Here is a 13862-nt window from a genome sequence, read left to right on the forward strand (position 1 = left end):
CAAGGAGTGTTCGTGCTCAACCTGTCATCACCGCTGTTGACAAGACTGTTGAACGGTTGCGTCGCGCGCGGCCGCTTCGCGCTCGTCTTTCTCGCAATTCTTCTGCTTCAGGCATGTTCGGTGGAGCTCTATTCGGGCTTGAACCAGAGGCAGGCAAACGAGATCGTGGCGACGCTGATGCGCCATGGCATCGCGGCGCAAAGCGAGACGGCCAAGGACGGCAAGATGGCGGTTTCGGTGGAGAAAGGTCGCTTCGCCGAAGCCATGGCCATTCTCGATGAGAACGGCTTGCCCAAACAGGAATTTCAGACGCTGGGTGATGTGTTCAAGCGAGGCGGGCTGGTCTCGTCACCGGTGGAGGAGCGGGCGACGATGATCTACGGCCTGAGCCAGGAACTGTCGCAGACGATCTCCGACATAGATGGCGTGCTTTCCGCGCGCGTTCACCTCGTCCTGCCCGAAAACGACCCGCTGCGGCAACAGCTGGTGCCGTCATCGGCGTCGGTCTTTATCCGGCATCGTGCATCGGTTGCGATGAACGAGCTCGTCCCGCAGGTCAAGATGCTGGTGGCCAAGGGCGTGGCCGGGCTGACCTATGACAATGTCTCGGTCACGCTCATCCCGGCGCCGGCGCCCGAGGCGATCACCGAGCCAAGGCTCACATCGTTCCTCGGCATCTGGCTGCATCCCGACAGCCTCAACGCGGCCATGTGGCTGTTTTGCGGGATGGCGGCGGTCATCCTGGCGTTGGGCTCACGGCTTTTCTACCTGCAGTGGCGCCGACGGCCGTCCGGGGTCTACGCGCTGGATCCCGCGGCAATTCCGTTGAAGAGGACGTGATGCAGCAAGACCCGGCGCAGAGTGCTGGCTGGCAGGCATTCCTGTCCAATCCCGCCGCCTACGCGGACGCGGCGCGGCTGGTGCCGTGCTTCGATGGTTCGATCGACGAAGCCGCATGCCTGCACATGCTTGGTGCTGAACGCCTGCATGGCCGGCTGTCCGGAATTTTGATGGAGCGCTACGGCCTGTCCTTGGAAACCGCGGCGCCTGCCGATGACATCGACCGGGCCATCGCCCTTGCCTCCGGCGAGGCGCTGGAGGACATAGCGCTGCGGTCCGGCGCGATCTATTGGGCCGGCAGTCTGGCCTCGGTCATTGCCGGCCGGCAAGCCGCCGCCCTGCAGGCAGCGCTTGGAGCCGATGCCTATGCCTTTGCCCTCGCCAATCGCGATCTGACAGGGCCGCAGCGGCCGACCGAGCCGCTGGAAGATGTCCATGGCCTGGTTTACGAGGACGGCCTGCGTTGCCTTGGCGCCTGGTGTCAGTCGCAGCCCGGCGACACGGGCATGCGCGTGCGTTTGAAGCTCATGCCGCATGCGCTGATCGACCAGAAGGCAGACGAAGCCTTCGTTAGGGCCGGGCCTGCCATTGTGCGACGAGCGATGGGGCCATGAGCGAACCGCACACGGCATCCGGCACGGTTTCGCTGCGCCCCCACGCCCGCATCCTGCGCGCGGCAGAGGCGCGCGAACTGCGAGAGGGCTATGCCCTGGTCGAGAATGCGCGGCGCGAAGCGCAGCAGTTGCGGGAGGCCTCGCGGCGCGCCTATGCGACCGAATATGCGCAGGGCTATGACGACGGCAAGGCGCGAGGCGAAGAGGAAGCCGCCCGCCTGATAAGCGAGGCAGCAGTCAAGGTGGATCGCTACCTCGGCGGCATTCAAAACGAGGTCGTCAGCCTGGCGCTTGGCGTGGTCGAGCGCGTGCTTGGGGAATTCGACGTCGGCACGCTTGTGGCGCAGGCCGCAAGGCAAGCCGTTGCCGAGCTGCGCAGAGGCAAACATCTGAAGGTCCAGATCCACCCCGGCGCCCTGGACAAGGTGCGCGATGCACTGGACGCGATGTTGCGTGACAGCCAGCTCGGCATGACGGTCGAGATCGACACCAATGAAAACCTTGCCGCCGGCGCCTGCACCTTGTCGACCGACTTTGCCGTCGTCGACGCAAGCATCGACGCACAATTGCGGGCCATAGAAGGCGCGATCGCCGCAAGGGCGCAGGCTTCATGACGGCGCCCGTGTCCGAGAGCGACAGCCGTCTGGCGTCGATCATTCCGAACCTGCGGTCGGTGCTGCGCGACGAAGCCAGCCGGCCTCGCAAGGGGCGAGTGCGCAGGGTCACCGGCTGGGTCATCCATGCGACCGTCGAGGAAGCCCGCATCGGCGAGGTCTGCGAACTGTCCGACCCCAGGACCGGCGCCGTCGCCAAGGCCGAAATCGTCGGCTTCTTCGACGACATGGCGATCCTGGTTCCGCTTGGCGATGTGGCCGGCCTGTCGAACCTGACGGAAGTGCTTGCGACCGGAAAGGACCAGCGTGTGCCCGTCGGTCCCGGCCTGCTCGGACGCGTCATCAGCGCCCTCGGCGAGCCGTTGGACGGCACTCCGCTTTCGCCCGGAGGCATTGCCGGCACCTACCCCGTCAACGCCTATCCGCCATCGCCGCTGGAGCGCAGCCTGATCTCCGAGCCGATCCAGCTCGGCATCCGCGCGCTTGACGCATTGCTGACCTGCGCGCGTGGCCAGCGCGTCGGCATTTTCGGCGAGCCCGGCGTCGGCAAGTCGAATCTCCTGTCCGACATCGTCAGCGGCACCGATGCAGACGTGTCCGTGGTTGCCCTTGTCGGCGAGCGCGGCCGCGAGGTGCGCGAATTCCTCGACCGCAAGCTCGGGCCGCGCGGGCGCGCGCGGGCGATCGTTGTGGTGGCGACGTCCGACAGGCCTGCAATCGAGCGCGTCAAGGCGGCCTATGTGGCGACCAGCATTGCCGAATATTTTCGCGATCAGGGCAAGCACGTCCTGCTTGCAATGGACAACATCACGCGCTTTGCCCGCGCGCAGCGCGAGATCGGATTGGCGTCGGGCGAGCCGCCGACCCGCCGCGGCTTTCCATCGTCGCTGTTTGCGGTTCTGCCGCGCCTGCTCGAGCGCTCCGGCCCCGGCCGCATCGGTTCGATCACCGGCCTCTACAACGTCCTTCTGGAAGGCGACGGCACGCTCGACCCCGTCGCCGAGGAGGTCCAGGCCCTTCTCGACGGCCATGTGTTCCTGTCGAACGAACTGGCACAGCGCAACCATTTCCCCGCCATCGACGTGCTGCGCAGCCGCAGCCGCCTCATGGAAGCGGTCACGCAACCGGCGCATCGCGCCGATGCGGGCCATCTGCGGGCGCTGCTTGCCCGCTACGCCGACATCGAACTTTTGCTGCGTGTCGGTGAGTATGAAAAGGGCAGCGATGCGATCGCGGACGAGGCCGTGGCCAAGATGGAAGCGATCAACGCCTTCCTGCGCCAGCCCTCTGCCACCCAGGAAAATTTCGAGACCACACGTCAACGCATGCGGGACATCGTCAATGACCGACCATGACATGATCGTTCGACTACGCGAGCTCAGGCGCCGCAGGCAAGACCGCGCGCTGCAGGACGTCATCAAGGGACATGGCGCCGAGCGCAGGGCGGCTGTGATCGCTCGGGATGCCTCCACGGCGGTCAGCCGGCATGTGCGTCAAACGGCCGATGCCGAGGATGCGGCGTTCGGTTCCCTCGTTGGCCGTCCGGTCAAGGTCGCGAGCCTGCATGGGCTTCGGGGCCGCTTCGAGGCCGCCGCCGGTAGGACCGAGGAACTGCGCGATCGGCAAAAGGCCGCGGATGCGGACAGGGACCGCCTGGCATCGGAACTGTCGGCAGCCCGCCGCCGCCATCATGCGCGCCAGCTGGCGGTGTCGAAACTGGATCGGTTGACGGAGGCCCTGGACAGGCGCGGCGCGCGTCGCCGTCTCGCATTGCTGGAACTCGCCGAGGAGGATGAACGTGGTTCGTCGCGCTAGGTCCTTCGCAATTGCTTGAAAACAAAAGGCACGGCGCGCGCTTCGCCATTCTTGCGGAACGGCAGCGCCCCGGCCCGATGATGCGGCCCTGACGGTGGAGATCAACGCAAGATGCTGCAGGCTTTGGCGTCAGCCGAAACGATGGCGCGACAGGATCGGGAGCAGCGCCAGCCCCGCCGGACAGACGGTGCCGAACGGCTGATGCCGGCATCTGTGACGGCAACCGAGATGGCGGCGTTGAACGCCTTCTACCGCCGGCGCGGCAAGGCCCGGATCACGGTTGCGGGCGACAAAACCGAAATTGCCGCCCGATGGCCGGCAACGGACGTGGCGGAGCAATCCCTGTGCGCGATCGGTGTGACGGTCGGTGCAAAGAGGGCAACATTGCAACTGCCGCTTCGCGCCGTCGAACGGTTGTTGGCCAAGGCGAAGGTTTCGGTGGACCTGAGCAAGCTTGCGCCCCCGCACGCCGCCTTGCTGCTGGAAGCTGTCCTGGCCGACGACATTGAAAGGCTCGAGGGCGCGCTCGGCGAAAAGATAGAATTCATCTCGATCAAACGCAGCGCCGCACCGCCGCCAACGACGCCCTTCGCCCTCGCCTTGAGCGGTGACGGTCAAACGACGGAATGCACGTTTTTTGCCGACGATGCCGAGCTCGCGGTTCGCTTGGCCCGCCTCCTTGACGAGGCCGGCGCACCGCTTCCGGTTCCGACCGATTTCCCGCTGCTGGTCTGTCTTCGGCGTGACGCGCTCACAATCACCCTTGGCATGCTCCGTAGCCTGCAGCCCGACGATGTCATCCTGCTGGGCGATGCCGAGAAGGACCGAACGGCGGCAATCATTGTTGCAGAGCGATTTTTCGCGCCGGTGCGCCTGACAGCCGCCGGGTCGCAATTGCTTGCCGCGCCGGCGGCAATCGCCGGATCGAACTGGGAGTGGACCATGGATCAGAAGACACCGCCAAGCGGCCAGACATTGGAAGAATCGAGCTTGGATGAGCTGCCCGTTGCGCTCGCTTTCGAGGTCGGCCGCACTGTCATGCCGCTTGGAGACGTCAGGCAGCTTGCGCCTGGTGCCATCGTTGCGTTTCCCGATGCCGTAGAAGAGACGGTCGACATCATGGCCAACGGCAAACGTGTCGGCCGCGGCGAGGTGGTGCGGGTGGGGGACCATCTGGGCGTACGGATCCTGCGGATGTTCGACAATGGTTGAGAATTCGCCCAACCTGCTCGCGATCCTGCTGGCCATCGGCCTTGTCGGCCTGTTGCCCCTGGCAGTCGTCACGATGACGGGCTTTCTGAAGATATCGGTTGTGCTGTTTCTCATCCGCAACGCCCTTGGCGTCCAGCAGATGCCGCCCAATCTCGTGCTCTACGGCATTGCGCTTGTCCTGACCGTCTACGTCACGACGCCGGTGCTGAGCGAGATGATGAACCGGCTTGAAGAGGGGCAGGTCCAGCTCCAGACCACCGACGACATCGCCAGGGCGGCGCAACTGGTTCGCGAGCCGTTGCGGCGGCATCTCATGAAGTTCACAAAGCCACAGGAGCGGCAGTTCTTCCTCGACGGCACCAGCCGTCTCTGGCCGCCGGAAGCGCGCCAGAACCTCAGGGACGACGATCTCTCGATCCTGGTTCCGGCCTTTGTCGCCTCCGAGCTGACGCGTGCCTTCGAGATCGGCTTTCTGCTTTATCTGCCCTTTCTCATCATCGACATCGTCGTCGCCAATGTCCTGATGACGCTTGGCATGATCATGGTTTCGCCGGTCCTCATTTCGATACCGCTCAAGCTGTTTTTGTTCGTCGCCATCGACGGCTGGTCGAGGCTGATGCATGGCCTCATCCTGAGTTACGTTTGAGGCGCAGGAGAGCTGCATGAACAACGATCTTGTCCTGGCAAGGGTCCAGGGCGCGCTTATGACGGTGTTGCTGGCATCCAGCCCGGCAATCGTCGCAGCACTTGCCGTCGGTCTCCTTGTCGGCCTTGCGCAGGCGCTGACGCAGATCCAGGACCAGTCGCTGCCGCAGACCATCAAGCTCGTCGTCATCCTGCTGGTCATCATGGTCGCCGGCCCGCTGATTGGCCAGCAGATCGCCCAGCAGGCATCGGCGGCGCTGGATGAATTTCCGGCCCTTACGCGCTGAGCCGCACGACATGGCGGCCGAACCCCTCTTCGCGTCCCTCCGGGAGTTTCAGCTCTACCTTCTTGCCGGCAGCTTTGCGCTGGCCCGCCTGATCGGCTTCATGCTGCTGATGCCGCTCTTTTCGCGCGTGCCGCTGTCGGGGCTTCTGCGCAACGGCGTTGCGCTGGCGCTGGCGGTTCCGGTCTTTCCGATGATCGCAAGCAAGCTGGCGAGCGCCGACATCTCGATGACGTTGGTCGTCCTCTATATTCTCAAGGAGGCGGTCGTCGGCGTGACGCTCGGCCTGGCGATGGGGATCCCGTTCTGGGCCGCCGAGGCGGCGGGCGACATTCTCGACCTGCAGCGCGGCTCGACGATGGGGAGCCTGATCGATCCCATGATGACCCACGAAACCAGTTCCACCGGCACCTTGCTCGCGGTTACGATGCTCAGCGTCTATCTGGCGGCCGGCGGGCTCCAGCTCTCCTTGACCGGCATCTATGACAGCTACGGCCTCTGGCCGGTCGACGCGCTCCTGCCCGTGTTCAGCAAGGAGGCCGCCTTGCTGTTCCTGGGCCTGCTCAATCGCATCCTGATGATGGCGCTCACCCTGGTGTTTCCCCTCGTCATCAGCATGCTTTTGTCCGACATCGTGCTGGCATTTCTTGCCCGCGCTTCCCCCCATCTCAACGTTTTCGCGCTCTCGCTGGTCGTCAAGACGCTGGTTTTCAGCCTGGTCTTCGTCCTCTACGCCGCGTTCCTCATTTTCTATATGAATCGCGACCTCGGTTTCCTGCACGAGGCCGGCCGGCAAATAGAAGCGATAGCCTGTCGAGGCTGTCGCTGAAGCATAGTGGCAGGATCTGTCTGTAGCGTAGGCATTGGCCGGCCAATAAATAGAATTTATCGGCAAGGAAAGATTATAAGAATTTGACAGGCAGACGAGGCGTCGATGATCTTAGACAGTCACGACCTGACTCTGAACCGTGCATACCTCTGGAAGCCATGGCTTACCCTTCCACGTCACTGATGTCTGAGGATTTGCGGCTCGTCGAGTCAAGCCGGCTGCGCAAACTTGTCAGAACAGGCGCCTATGAGGGGCGCACAACCGGACTTGCGCGCGGCAAGCTCCAGGCCAATGTTGTTATTTTGCCGCGCCGCTTCGCCGGCGAATTTCATCAGTTTTGCGTTCGCAATCCGAAACCTTGTCCGCTGGTCGGCATCAACCGCATCGGCAGCCCGTCGTTGCCGACCCTTGGCGACATCGATATCCGTACCGACGCCCCGCAGTACAACATCTATTGTTTCGGCGAGGTCATTGGCTGGAAAACGGACATCATCGATTTGTGGCGCGACGACTTTGCCGCCTTCGCGCTCGGCAGTGCCTTGAGCGTAGACTCAGCGCTTGCTGAAAAGGGTGTGAGGCTGCGCAGCACCGACTATCGAAAAACACCACCCACTTTCCGAACCAGAATCCAGACGTGCCAGGTTGGGCCGTTCGGGGGTGAGATGCTCGCCTCGATGCGGCCGATAAAACGATGCGATGTCGACAAGGTGCGCGTGCTCACCGCACGCTACCCGCATGCTCACGGCTCTCCCATCCATGTTGGCGATCCGGCGGCGATCGGTATCAAGGATTTGATGGCGCCCGACTGGGGCGATGCGGTCGAAATCAGGGAAGGTGAAGTCCCTGTATTTTGGGCCAGCAGCCTCACGGCCCAAGATGCCCTTGCACGCGCCGAACTGGCGTTGTGTGTCACGGTGTCGCCAGGTCACATGCTGATTACCGATGTGGATGCGCAGCCGGGTCAAATGCGTCGGTCCTGAGATGCCGCCCGAACAATCGAGTGGGCATCATTTTGCCGCACCTAGCGCATCGAATTCGGCTGCTGCTTGTCAGGCAAAGGCGATGCGGATCGTCCCGTAGGGTCCGAAATCAGAGACGATGGTATCGCCATGCCGGCATTCGACCGGTCGTATGAAGGAACCTGACAGCACGACCTGTCCGGCCTCGATGCGCATGCCATATTGATGCAACCGGTTGGCGAGCCAGACGATGCCCTTGGCCGGATGGTCGAGCACGCCGGCGCCAAGGCCTGTTTCCTCGACCTCGCCATTGCGCGATACGATGGCGCCGATCCAGCGCAAGTCGGCGTCACGCGGATTGGCCTTACGGCCTCCCACCACTATGCCGGCATTGGCGGCATTGTCGGAGATCGTGTCGAAGAAGGTGCGGATCTTGCCGGTTTCCCTGTTCATCCGCTCGATGCGGGTGTCGAGGATTTCCAGCGCAGGCGCGACGTAGTCGGTAGCGTCGAGCACATCGTCGATCGATATGTCGGGGCCGGCCAGCGGCGCCTTCATCACGAAAGCGATCTCGGCCTCGATGCGCGGCTGGATGAAGCGGCCGGCCGGCACCGTTGCGCCGTCTTCGAAAAACATGTCGTCGAACAGAATGCCGGAGTCGGGAATGTCGATGCTCAACGCCTGCTGCATGGCCTTCGAGGTCAGCCCGATCTTCCAGCCCTTGATTGTGAGCCCCGATGCGGCCTTCCGCTTCACCAGTGCTGCCTGAACGCGATAGGCATCGTCCATCGTCGCTTCAGGGAAATCGAGGCTGAGCAGCCTGATCTGTCGGCGGTCATGTTCGGCCTCGAACAGCCTGCCTGCAGCCTCCTCGACTTGCGCTTCCGTTATCATCGGGCGGCTCCTTCGTCGATGACGCCATTGCGGAGCAGGCCGATGCCGTCGGCCTCGACCTCGATGACGTCGCCCGGCTTCAGCCAGATCGGCGGGTCGAAGCGCGCGCCGGCGCCGGTCGGTGTGCCGGTGACGATGACATCGCCAGGCACCAGCGTGGTGAAGGTCGAGACGTAGTTGATGATCTTGCGGAACGAAAAGATCATGCGGCCGGTGCGGTCCCGCTGCCGTATCTCTCCATTGACCCGCGTGGTCAGTCCGATGTCGGCAATCTGCGCCTCGTCGGCAAACGGCACCAGCCATGGCCCGATCGAGCCGGTGCGGTCGAAATTCTTGCCCTGGGTGACGTTGAACTTGGCGTGACGCACCCAGTCGCGGATGGTGCCTTCGTTGCACAGCGACAGCGCCGCGATGTGACCGAGCGCATCGGCTTCGGCGATGCGGCGGCCGCCCTTGCCGATGACGATGACGATCTCGCCCTCATAGTCGAGCTGCGGCGATTCCGGCGGCCGCACCAGCGGCGCGCCGTGGCCGACGAAGGAGCGCGGAAAGCGGATGAACAGCGACGGGTTGGAGGGGGCAGCCTGTCCGTCCTTGTACTCTTCATTGCGGTCCGGAAAATTGACGCCGACGCAGATGATCTTTTCCGGCGAGGGGACCGGGATCTCGTAGGCGATGGGGTCGAGCGCGAAGTCGGGGGAATAGGCATCCGCTTCCTCGGCTATTCGCCGCAAGGCGCCAGCCTCGATCACCTCGCGCAGCGTTGGCCATTGGCTGTGCCGCGCTAAAAGATCGACAGCACCCTTGTCGGTGATTGCGCCGTAGCGCGTCTTGCCGCCAACGGTGAAGGTGGCGAGGCGTCCATGGCTCATACTCAAAACTCCGTGGCCATTAAGGCGCAATGATCGGCGAGGCCGCCAGATCCGACGTGCGCGGCTTTGCACCGGCAAACACGCTGCCTTCCTCGAACCAGCTTTTTGGCGCCGGCGCGCCCCACAGCGTTTGACGCTGCGGGTCCTTCAGATCCCATTTGATTGGCTCGAGGTCTGGGTCGACCGTCTGGTAGTCCGAGCAATAGATCTCGATGCGATGGTTGTCGGGGTCGCGGATGTAGAGGAAGAAGGCATTGGAGATGCCATGCCGACCCGGCCCGCGCTCGATGTTCGGCAGCCAGCCGGTGGTCGACATCAGGTCGAGCAGGTCGATGATGTTGAGCGGCGTCGGCACCCAGAAGGCGACGTGGTGCAGGCGCGGGCCAACACCGTTGGTGAAGGCGATGTCGTGCACGCCGCCCTTGCGGTGCATCCAGGCCGCCCACAGTCTGTGGCTCTCCTCGTCCTGCGTATATTCCGTCACGCGAAAGCCGAGCTCGTTGTAGAAGGCAACCGCCTCGTCGACATTCGGCGAGAAGCAGTTGAAGTGATCGATGCGCAAAGGCTTCACGCCCTTGTAGAGTGCGTATTTCTGATGGATCGGCGGCAGCCGCTCCATCTTCGAATAGAATTCGAGCGGAATGCCGTGCGGGTCGCGGGTGCGGAAAGTGCGCGACTGGTAGGGGCGTTCGACCCATTCGACCGGCAGGCCTTTGCCCTTGAAGAAATGCTCGGCCTTGTCGAGGTCCTCGTCGGAAAAGACCTTGAAGCCGAGGTCGCGCGCTTCCGCCGTTGGCCCCTTGCGCAGAACGATGCAGTGGTGACCGCGCTCTTCCATGGCGCGCAGATAGATGGCGTCACTGGTCTCGTCGGTCACCTGCAGGCCGAGCGTGTCGACATAGAAGGCGCGGGATTTCGTCAGATCGGTGACAGCAAGCTCGATATGGCTGAGCCGCACGATGTTGAAGGCGGGATAGAGGTTGGGTTGGGGCAGGGGCATCATGTCTCTCCGGTCAACCGCCGAGCTTTTGAATCGAATGCGGCGCCGTGGCGAACGCGATGTTCTTGGTTTCCATGTAAAAGTCGAACGACCAGTCGCCGCCGTCGCGGCCGATGCCCGAGCTCTTCACGCCGCCGAACGGCGTCGGCAGATGCCGTACATTTTCCGAGTTGACCCAGATCATGCCGGCGTCGAGCGCATCGGTGAAGCGAAAGGCGCGGGTCACGTCAGCGGTCCAGAGATAACCGGTCAGGCCGTATTGCGTGTCGTTGGCGAGCGCCAGTGCTTCGGCTTCGTCCTTGAAGGGGATGGCGGTCAGCACCGGCCCGAAGATTTCTTCCTGGGCGATGCGCATCGTGTTGGTGGCGCCGGTGAACAGGGTCGGGCTGACATAGCAGCCGCCGCCCGGGCCGGCGAACTTGCCGCCACCAGCAGCAACGACCGCGCCTTCCGATTTGCCGATCTCGATATAGGACAGCACCTTCTCCTCATGCACCGGATGGATCAGCGGGCCGACCACCGTCTCGGGATCGAGCGGATGACCGACCTTGATGCGCTTTGCCTTCTCCGCAACCAGGCTGGTGAGCTTGTCGTGCACCGAAGCCTCGACCAGCAGGCGCGACGACGAGGTGCAGCGCTCGCCGTTTAGCGAGTAGATCATGAAGACGGCGGCATCCGCCGCGCGCTCCAGATCGGCGTCGGCGAAAACGATCACCGGGTTCTTGCCACCGAGTTCGAAATGCACGCGCTTCAGCGTGTCGGCGCCCTGTTTCATGATCATCGAGCCGGTGCGGCTTTCACCGACGAAACCGATCGCCTTGATGTCGGGGTGTTCGGTCAGCGCGCGGCCGGCATCCTCGCCAAAGCCGTTGACGAGGTTCCACACACCCTGGGGCAGGCCGGCTTCCTCGGCTATCTCGACCAGCAGCCGCGCCGTCAGCGGCGAAAGCTCGGCGGGCTTGTGCACCACCGTGCAGCCGGCGGCGAGCGCCGGCGCGATCTTCCAGGTGGACAGCATGAACGGCGTGTTCCACGGGGTGATCACGCCGACCGGGCCGATCGGCACGCGCGTCGTCATGTTGACCTGGCCCGGCGCACGGATGGTTTGACCGTCACGGGCCTCCGGCGCGCGGTCGGCATAGAAGCGGAAATTTTCCGCACCCCGCAACGCCGCCTTGGCCATGAATTTCAGCGACTGGCCGGTGTCCATGCATTCGACGAAAGCGATCTCTTCAGCGCGTGCAACGATGGCATCAGCGATCTTATGCAGGAGCTTCTTGCGCGCGTCGCCCGAGATCGCCGCCCAGTCCTTGAACGCCGCTTTGGCCGCCTTGGCGGCGCGGTCGACGTCGGCCGCCTTGCCGCGCGCCACCGTGGCGATGGGTTTCAGGTCGATCGGCGAGATCGTCTCGTATGTCGAGCCGTCGACGGAAGGTACCGCCTCGCCGCCGATCTGGTTGAGCACGCCGTCCTTGCGGAAGCGCTCGAGATAGGCCTCGGCCTTCCTCAGATTGTCGTCCAGTGCCGCCATCGGGTCTTTCCTGTCTCTCTTCTCGCCTGATCACTTGCCGCGTAGGCGCGGATGGATGGCGTTTTTCTTCCAGCTGAGTTCGGCGTCGATCTCGCGGATCTCCAGCGACAGCGCGAAATGCGGGGTGGCAAACAGCGATGCCAGATGGCCCGAGACCGCCGCAAAGATCGCCTCGCCGGCGCGTTTCTTGTCCTCGGCGCTGCGGCCCTTGCCGATGCGCAGGTTCATGTCGATGAAGCCGTTCTCGGGCAGACGATCGGCAATCGCATAGGCCTCGGCGCGAAAGGCGCGAACCCTGATCGCGCCCGGTTCGAATACGCCGGTGTCGAGCATGGTGCGAGAAACCAGTTCGCACAGCGCCGGCATGTCGACTTTCGCATCGAGGTTCGCGGAATATTCGATCGCCATATGCGGCAAGGCTTTCCTCCACCGGCGCCACGGTCTTGTAATTAACATGTGAATTACATCTTGACGCTGGAATGTCAAGCGTCGTTCTATGCCCCAAAGGGCCGGGATTGCCGCTCCCGGCAAAATGACGGATATAGCTGCGATCCAGGCCCTGATATCAACCGCGACTCGGACTGGATGGATTTTTGGAGACCTGATCTTGCTACCGCCCAGCACACGCCGCTCCTTGCCGATGGCATTGCTTCGCGCCCGCGAAGTGATCATGGCGCATTTCCGGCCGATGCTGGCCCGCCACGACATTACCGAGCAGCAATGGCGCGTGCTGCGTGTGCTCGCAGAAACCGGGCCGCTTGAGGCAACCGAGCTTGCCAACCGCGCGTCGATCCTGCCGCCCAGCCTGACCCGCATCATCAAGACGCTGGAAGAGCGCGGCTTCATCACCCGCAACAAGGTCAAGGATGACGGTCGCCGGGCCTTGCTCGCCATCAGTTCGAGCGGTGTTGCGCTGATCGAGGAGTTGGCGCCCGAGCGCGTCGCTATCTATGATGCAATCGAGAAGCGCTACGGCGCCGAAGAGCACGAGCGGTTGCTGGATATGCTGGAGAGTTTGATCCAGTCGGAGTCGATGGAAGAGTGAGCGCCTGTCCTTCTCCCCCTGTGGGAGAAGGTGGCCGAGCGAAGCTCGGTCGGATGAGGGGTGCTCCAGCTTGGCAATACGTTCGAAATCGCCGCAGCCTCATTCCTTCCAACACCCCTCATCCGTCTCGGCGCTGCGCGCCGATCCACCTTCTCCCACAAGGGGAGAAGGCAAGGGCGCTCCTCACCCGCCAAAACTTCCGAGCGCGCTTGGCTGCATATAGTTGCGGCCGACATAGAGCAGAGCCGCCTCGTCGCTGCCGTGGCGGATGTCGACGACGCGGCCGAACATCACATTGTGCGTGCCGACCTTGTTGACCGCGCCGATCTCGCAATCGAAGGAAACGATGGCGTCGAGCAGCGCCGGCATGCCGGACGGCATGGTCTGCCAGCGCGCGGCTTGATAGCGCTCGGCCATGTCGCGGATCGCGCCGGCGAATTTTGCCGCCAGATGCATGTGCGACTGGGTCAGCACGTTGACGCAGAAGCGCTGGTTGGCGAGGAAAAGGCCGGTTTGCGCCGAGCGCTCGTTCATGCAGACGAGCAGCGTCGGCGGATCGTCGGAGACGCTGCACATGGCGGTCGCGGTGAAGCCGCCGCGCCCGGCCGGGCCGTCGGTGGTGACGATGTTGACCGGCGCGCAGACCCGCGCCATCGCCTCGCGGAATTCCAGCCTCGCGACTTGCGGTGTCATGGCCACTTCCATGGT

The 13862-nt window shown here is 63.6% G+C and carries 17 protein-coding genes; 11 read left to right on the forward strand and 6 right to left on the reverse strand.

Features of this window, described 5'->3' with window-relative positions:
• The first annotated feature begins 12 nt into the window (after positions 1-12).
• The 10 genes from sctJ (at position 13) to AC1DZ8_RS11305 (ending at position 7833) form a co-directional block, all read left to right on the forward strand.
• Positions 13-840 carry a type III secretion system inner membrane ring lipoprotein SctJ gene (sctJ, locus tag AC1DZ8_RS11260; RefSeq protein ID WP_477303423.1) on the forward strand — a complete coding sequence of 276 codons (828 nt, stop codon included), beginning with the start codon at positions 13-15 and terminating at the stop codon, positions 838-840.
• A complete protein-coding gene (locus AC1DZ8_RS11265; RefSeq protein WP_477303421.1) occupies positions 840-1454 on the forward strand; it encodes a SctK family type III secretion system sorting platform protein in 615 nt (204 codons plus the stop codon). The genes sctJ and AC1DZ8_RS11265 overlap by 1 nt, the downstream gene beginning before the upstream one ends.
• Positions 1451-2068 carry a type III secretion system stator protein SctL gene (gene sctL / locus AC1DZ8_RS11270; protein ID WP_477303419.1) on the forward strand — a complete coding sequence of 206 codons (618 nt, stop codon included), beginning with the start codon at positions 1451-1453 and terminating at the stop codon, positions 2066-2068. Before AC1DZ8_RS11265 ends, sctL begins: the two co-directional genes overlap by 4 nt.
• Positions 2065-3423: a FliI/YscN family ATPase gene (locus AC1DZ8_RS11275; RefSeq protein ID WP_477303417.1), complete on the forward strand. Its 1359-nt coding sequence runs from the start codon at positions 2065-2067 to the stop codon at positions 3421-3423. The genes sctL and AC1DZ8_RS11275 overlap by 4 nt, the downstream gene beginning before the upstream one ends.
• Positions 3410-3883: a hypothetical protein gene (locus AC1DZ8_RS11280; protein ID WP_477303415.1), complete on the forward strand. Its 474-nt coding sequence runs from the start codon at positions 3410-3412 to the stop codon at positions 3881-3883. Before AC1DZ8_RS11275 ends, AC1DZ8_RS11280 begins: the two co-directional genes overlap by 14 nt.
• 111 nt (positions 3884-3994) lie before the next feature.
• Positions 3995-5095: a type III secretion system cytoplasmic ring protein SctQ gene (sctQ, locus tag AC1DZ8_RS11285; RefSeq protein WP_477303413.1), complete on the forward strand. Its 1101-nt coding sequence runs from the start codon at positions 3995-3997 to the stop codon at positions 5093-5095.
• Positions 5088-5741: a type III secretion system export apparatus subunit SctR gene (gene sctR / locus AC1DZ8_RS11290; protein ID WP_477288481.1), complete on the forward strand. Its 654-nt coding sequence runs from the start codon at positions 5088-5090 to the stop codon at positions 5739-5741. The genes sctQ and sctR overlap by 8 nt, the downstream gene beginning before the upstream one ends.
• 16 nt (positions 5742-5757) lie before the next feature.
• Complete coding sequence (locus AC1DZ8_RS11295; protein WP_477303411.1) at positions 5758-6027, forward strand: EscS/YscS/HrcS family type III secretion system export apparatus protein; 270 nt, start codon at positions 5758-5760, stop codon at positions 6025-6027.
• A 10-nt stretch (positions 6028-6037) separates the two neighbouring features.
• Positions 6038-6853, forward strand: a complete 816-nt coding sequence (sctT, locus tag AC1DZ8_RS11300) for a type III secretion system export apparatus subunit SctT (RefSeq protein ID WP_477303409.1) — start codon at positions 6038-6040, stop codon at positions 6851-6853.
• Positions 6854-7011: 158 nt separating this feature from the next.
• The gene (locus AC1DZ8_RS11305) at positions 7012-7833 is read left to right on the forward strand and encodes a D-glutamate cyclase family protein (protein WP_477303407.1); all 822 of its coding nucleotides are present in this window, start codon (positions 7012-7014) and stop codon (positions 7831-7833) included.
• A gap of 69 nt (positions 7834-7902) precedes the next feature.
• Here the strand turns inward: AC1DZ8_RS11305 and hpaH are convergent, their stop codons facing one another.
• Genes hpaH through AC1DZ8_RS11330 form a run of 5 tightly spaced genes read right to left on the reverse strand, consistent with a single transcriptional unit; the run spans position 7903 to position 12526 of the window.
• Positions 7903-8706 (reverse strand): 2-oxo-hept-4-ene-1,7-dioate hydratase, encoded by an 804-nt coding sequence (hpaH, locus tag AC1DZ8_RS11310; protein WP_477303405.1) that lies wholly within the window; start codon positions 8704-8706, stop codon positions 7903-7905.
• Complete coding sequence (locus tag AC1DZ8_RS11315) at positions 8703-9578, reverse strand: fumarylacetoacetate hydrolase family protein (RefSeq protein ID WP_477303403.1); 876 nt, start codon at positions 9576-9578, stop codon at positions 8703-8705. The genes hpaH and AC1DZ8_RS11315 overlap by 4 nt, the downstream gene beginning before the upstream one ends.
• Positions 9579-9597: 19 nt before the next feature.
• On the reverse strand, positions 9598-10578 hold the full coding sequence (hpaD, locus tag AC1DZ8_RS11320; RefSeq protein WP_477303401.1) for a 3,4-dihydroxyphenylacetate 2,3-dioxygenase: 981 nt from the start codon (positions 10576-10578) through the stop codon (positions 9598-9600).
• A 13-nt stretch (positions 10579-10591) separates the two neighbouring features.
• The gene (hpaE, locus tag AC1DZ8_RS11325; protein WP_477303399.1) at positions 10592-12109 is read right to left on the reverse strand and encodes a 5-carboxymethyl-2-hydroxymuconate semialdehyde dehydrogenase; all 1518 of its coding nucleotides are present in this window, start codon (positions 12107-12109) and stop codon (positions 10592-10594) included.
• Between the two features lie 30 nt (positions 12110-12139).
• The gene (locus AC1DZ8_RS11330; protein ID WP_477303397.1) at positions 12140-12526 is read right to left on the reverse strand and encodes a 5-carboxymethyl-2-hydroxymuconate isomerase; all 387 of its coding nucleotides are present in this window, start codon (positions 12524-12526) and stop codon (positions 12140-12142) included.
• A 223-nt stretch (positions 12527-12749) separates the two neighbouring features.
• Between AC1DZ8_RS11330 and hpaR the strand changes: the two genes are divergently transcribed.
• Entirely contained in the window at positions 12750-13154 is a 405-nt protein-coding gene (gene hpaR / locus AC1DZ8_RS11335; RefSeq protein ID WP_477303883.1) for a homoprotocatechuate degradation operon regulator HpaR, read from the forward strand.
• A 183-nt stretch (positions 13155-13337) separates the two neighbouring features.
• Here hpaR and AC1DZ8_RS11340 read toward each other — a convergent pair whose 3' ends face one another.
• The gene (locus AC1DZ8_RS11340; protein ID WP_477303395.1) at positions 13338-13847 is read right to left on the reverse strand and encodes a flavin reductase; all 510 of its coding nucleotides are present in this window, start codon (positions 13845-13847) and stop codon (positions 13338-13340) included.
• Between the last annotated feature and the right edge of the window lie 15 nt (positions 13848-13862).

The sequence above is a fragment of the Mesorhizobium sp. P2_F7 genome, assembly GCF_056403695.1.

What these genes read in the sequence shown, in the direction of transcription:
- AC1DZ8_RS11265 (WP_477303421.1), top strand. Translation starts at nt 840, where the DNA reads ATGCAGCAAGACCCGGCGCAGAGTGCTGGCTGGCAGGCATTCCTGTCC.
- sctL (WP_477303419.1), top strand. Translation starts at nt 1,451, where the DNA reads ATGAGCGAACCGCACACGGCATCCGGCACGGTTTCGCTGCGCCCCCAC.
- AC1DZ8_RS11275 (WP_477303417.1), top strand. Translation starts at nt 2,065, where the DNA reads ATGACGGCGCCCGTGTCCGAGAGCGACAGCCGTCTGGCGTCGATCATT.
- AC1DZ8_RS11280 (WP_477303415.1), top strand. Translation starts at nt 3,410, where the DNA reads ATGACCGACCATGACATGATCGTTCGACTACGCGAGCTCAGGCGCCGC.
- sctQ (WP_477303413.1), top strand. Translation starts at nt 3,995, where the DNA reads ATGCTGCAGGCTTTGGCGTCAGCCGAAACGATGGCGCGACAGGATCGG.
- sctR (WP_477288481.1), top strand. Translation starts at nt 5,088, where the DNA reads ATGGTTGAGAATTCGCCCAACCTGCTCGCGATCCTGCTGGCCATCGGC.
- AC1DZ8_RS11295 (WP_477303411.1), top strand. Translation starts at nt 5,758, where the DNA reads ATGAACAACGATCTTGTCCTGGCAAGGGTCCAGGGCGCGCTTATGACG.
- sctT (WP_477303409.1), top strand. Translation starts at nt 6,038, where the DNA reads ATGGCGGCCGAACCCCTCTTCGCGTCCCTCCGGGAGTTTCAGCTCTAC.
- AC1DZ8_RS11305 (WP_477303407.1), top strand. Translation starts at nt 7,012, where the DNA reads ATGGCTTACCCTTCCACGTCACTGATGTCTGAGGATTTGCGGCTCGTC.
- hpaH (WP_477303405.1), bottom strand. Translation starts at nt 8,706, where the DNA reads ATGATAACGGAAGCGCAAGTCGAGGAGGCTGCAGGCAGGCTGTTCGAG.
- AC1DZ8_RS11315 (WP_477303403.1), bottom strand. Translation starts at nt 9,578, where the DNA reads ATGAGCCATGGACGCCTCGCCACCTTCACCGTTGGCGGCAAGACGCGC.
- hpaD (WP_477303401.1), bottom strand. Translation starts at nt 10,578, where the DNA reads ATGCCCCTGCCCCAACCCAACCTCTATCCCGCCTTCAACATCGTGCGG.
- hpaE (WP_477303399.1), bottom strand. Translation starts at nt 12,109, where the DNA reads ATGGCGGCACTGGACGACAATCTGAGGAAGGCCGAGGCCTATCTCGAG.
- hpaR (WP_477303883.1), top strand. Translation starts at nt 12,750, where the DNA reads ATGGCATTGCTTCGCGCCCGCGAAGTGATCATGGCGCATTTCCGGCCG.
- AC1DZ8_RS11340 (WP_477303395.1), bottom strand. Translation starts at nt 13,847, where the DNA reads ATGACACCGCAAGTCGCGAGGCTGGAATTCCGCGAGGCGATGGCGCGG.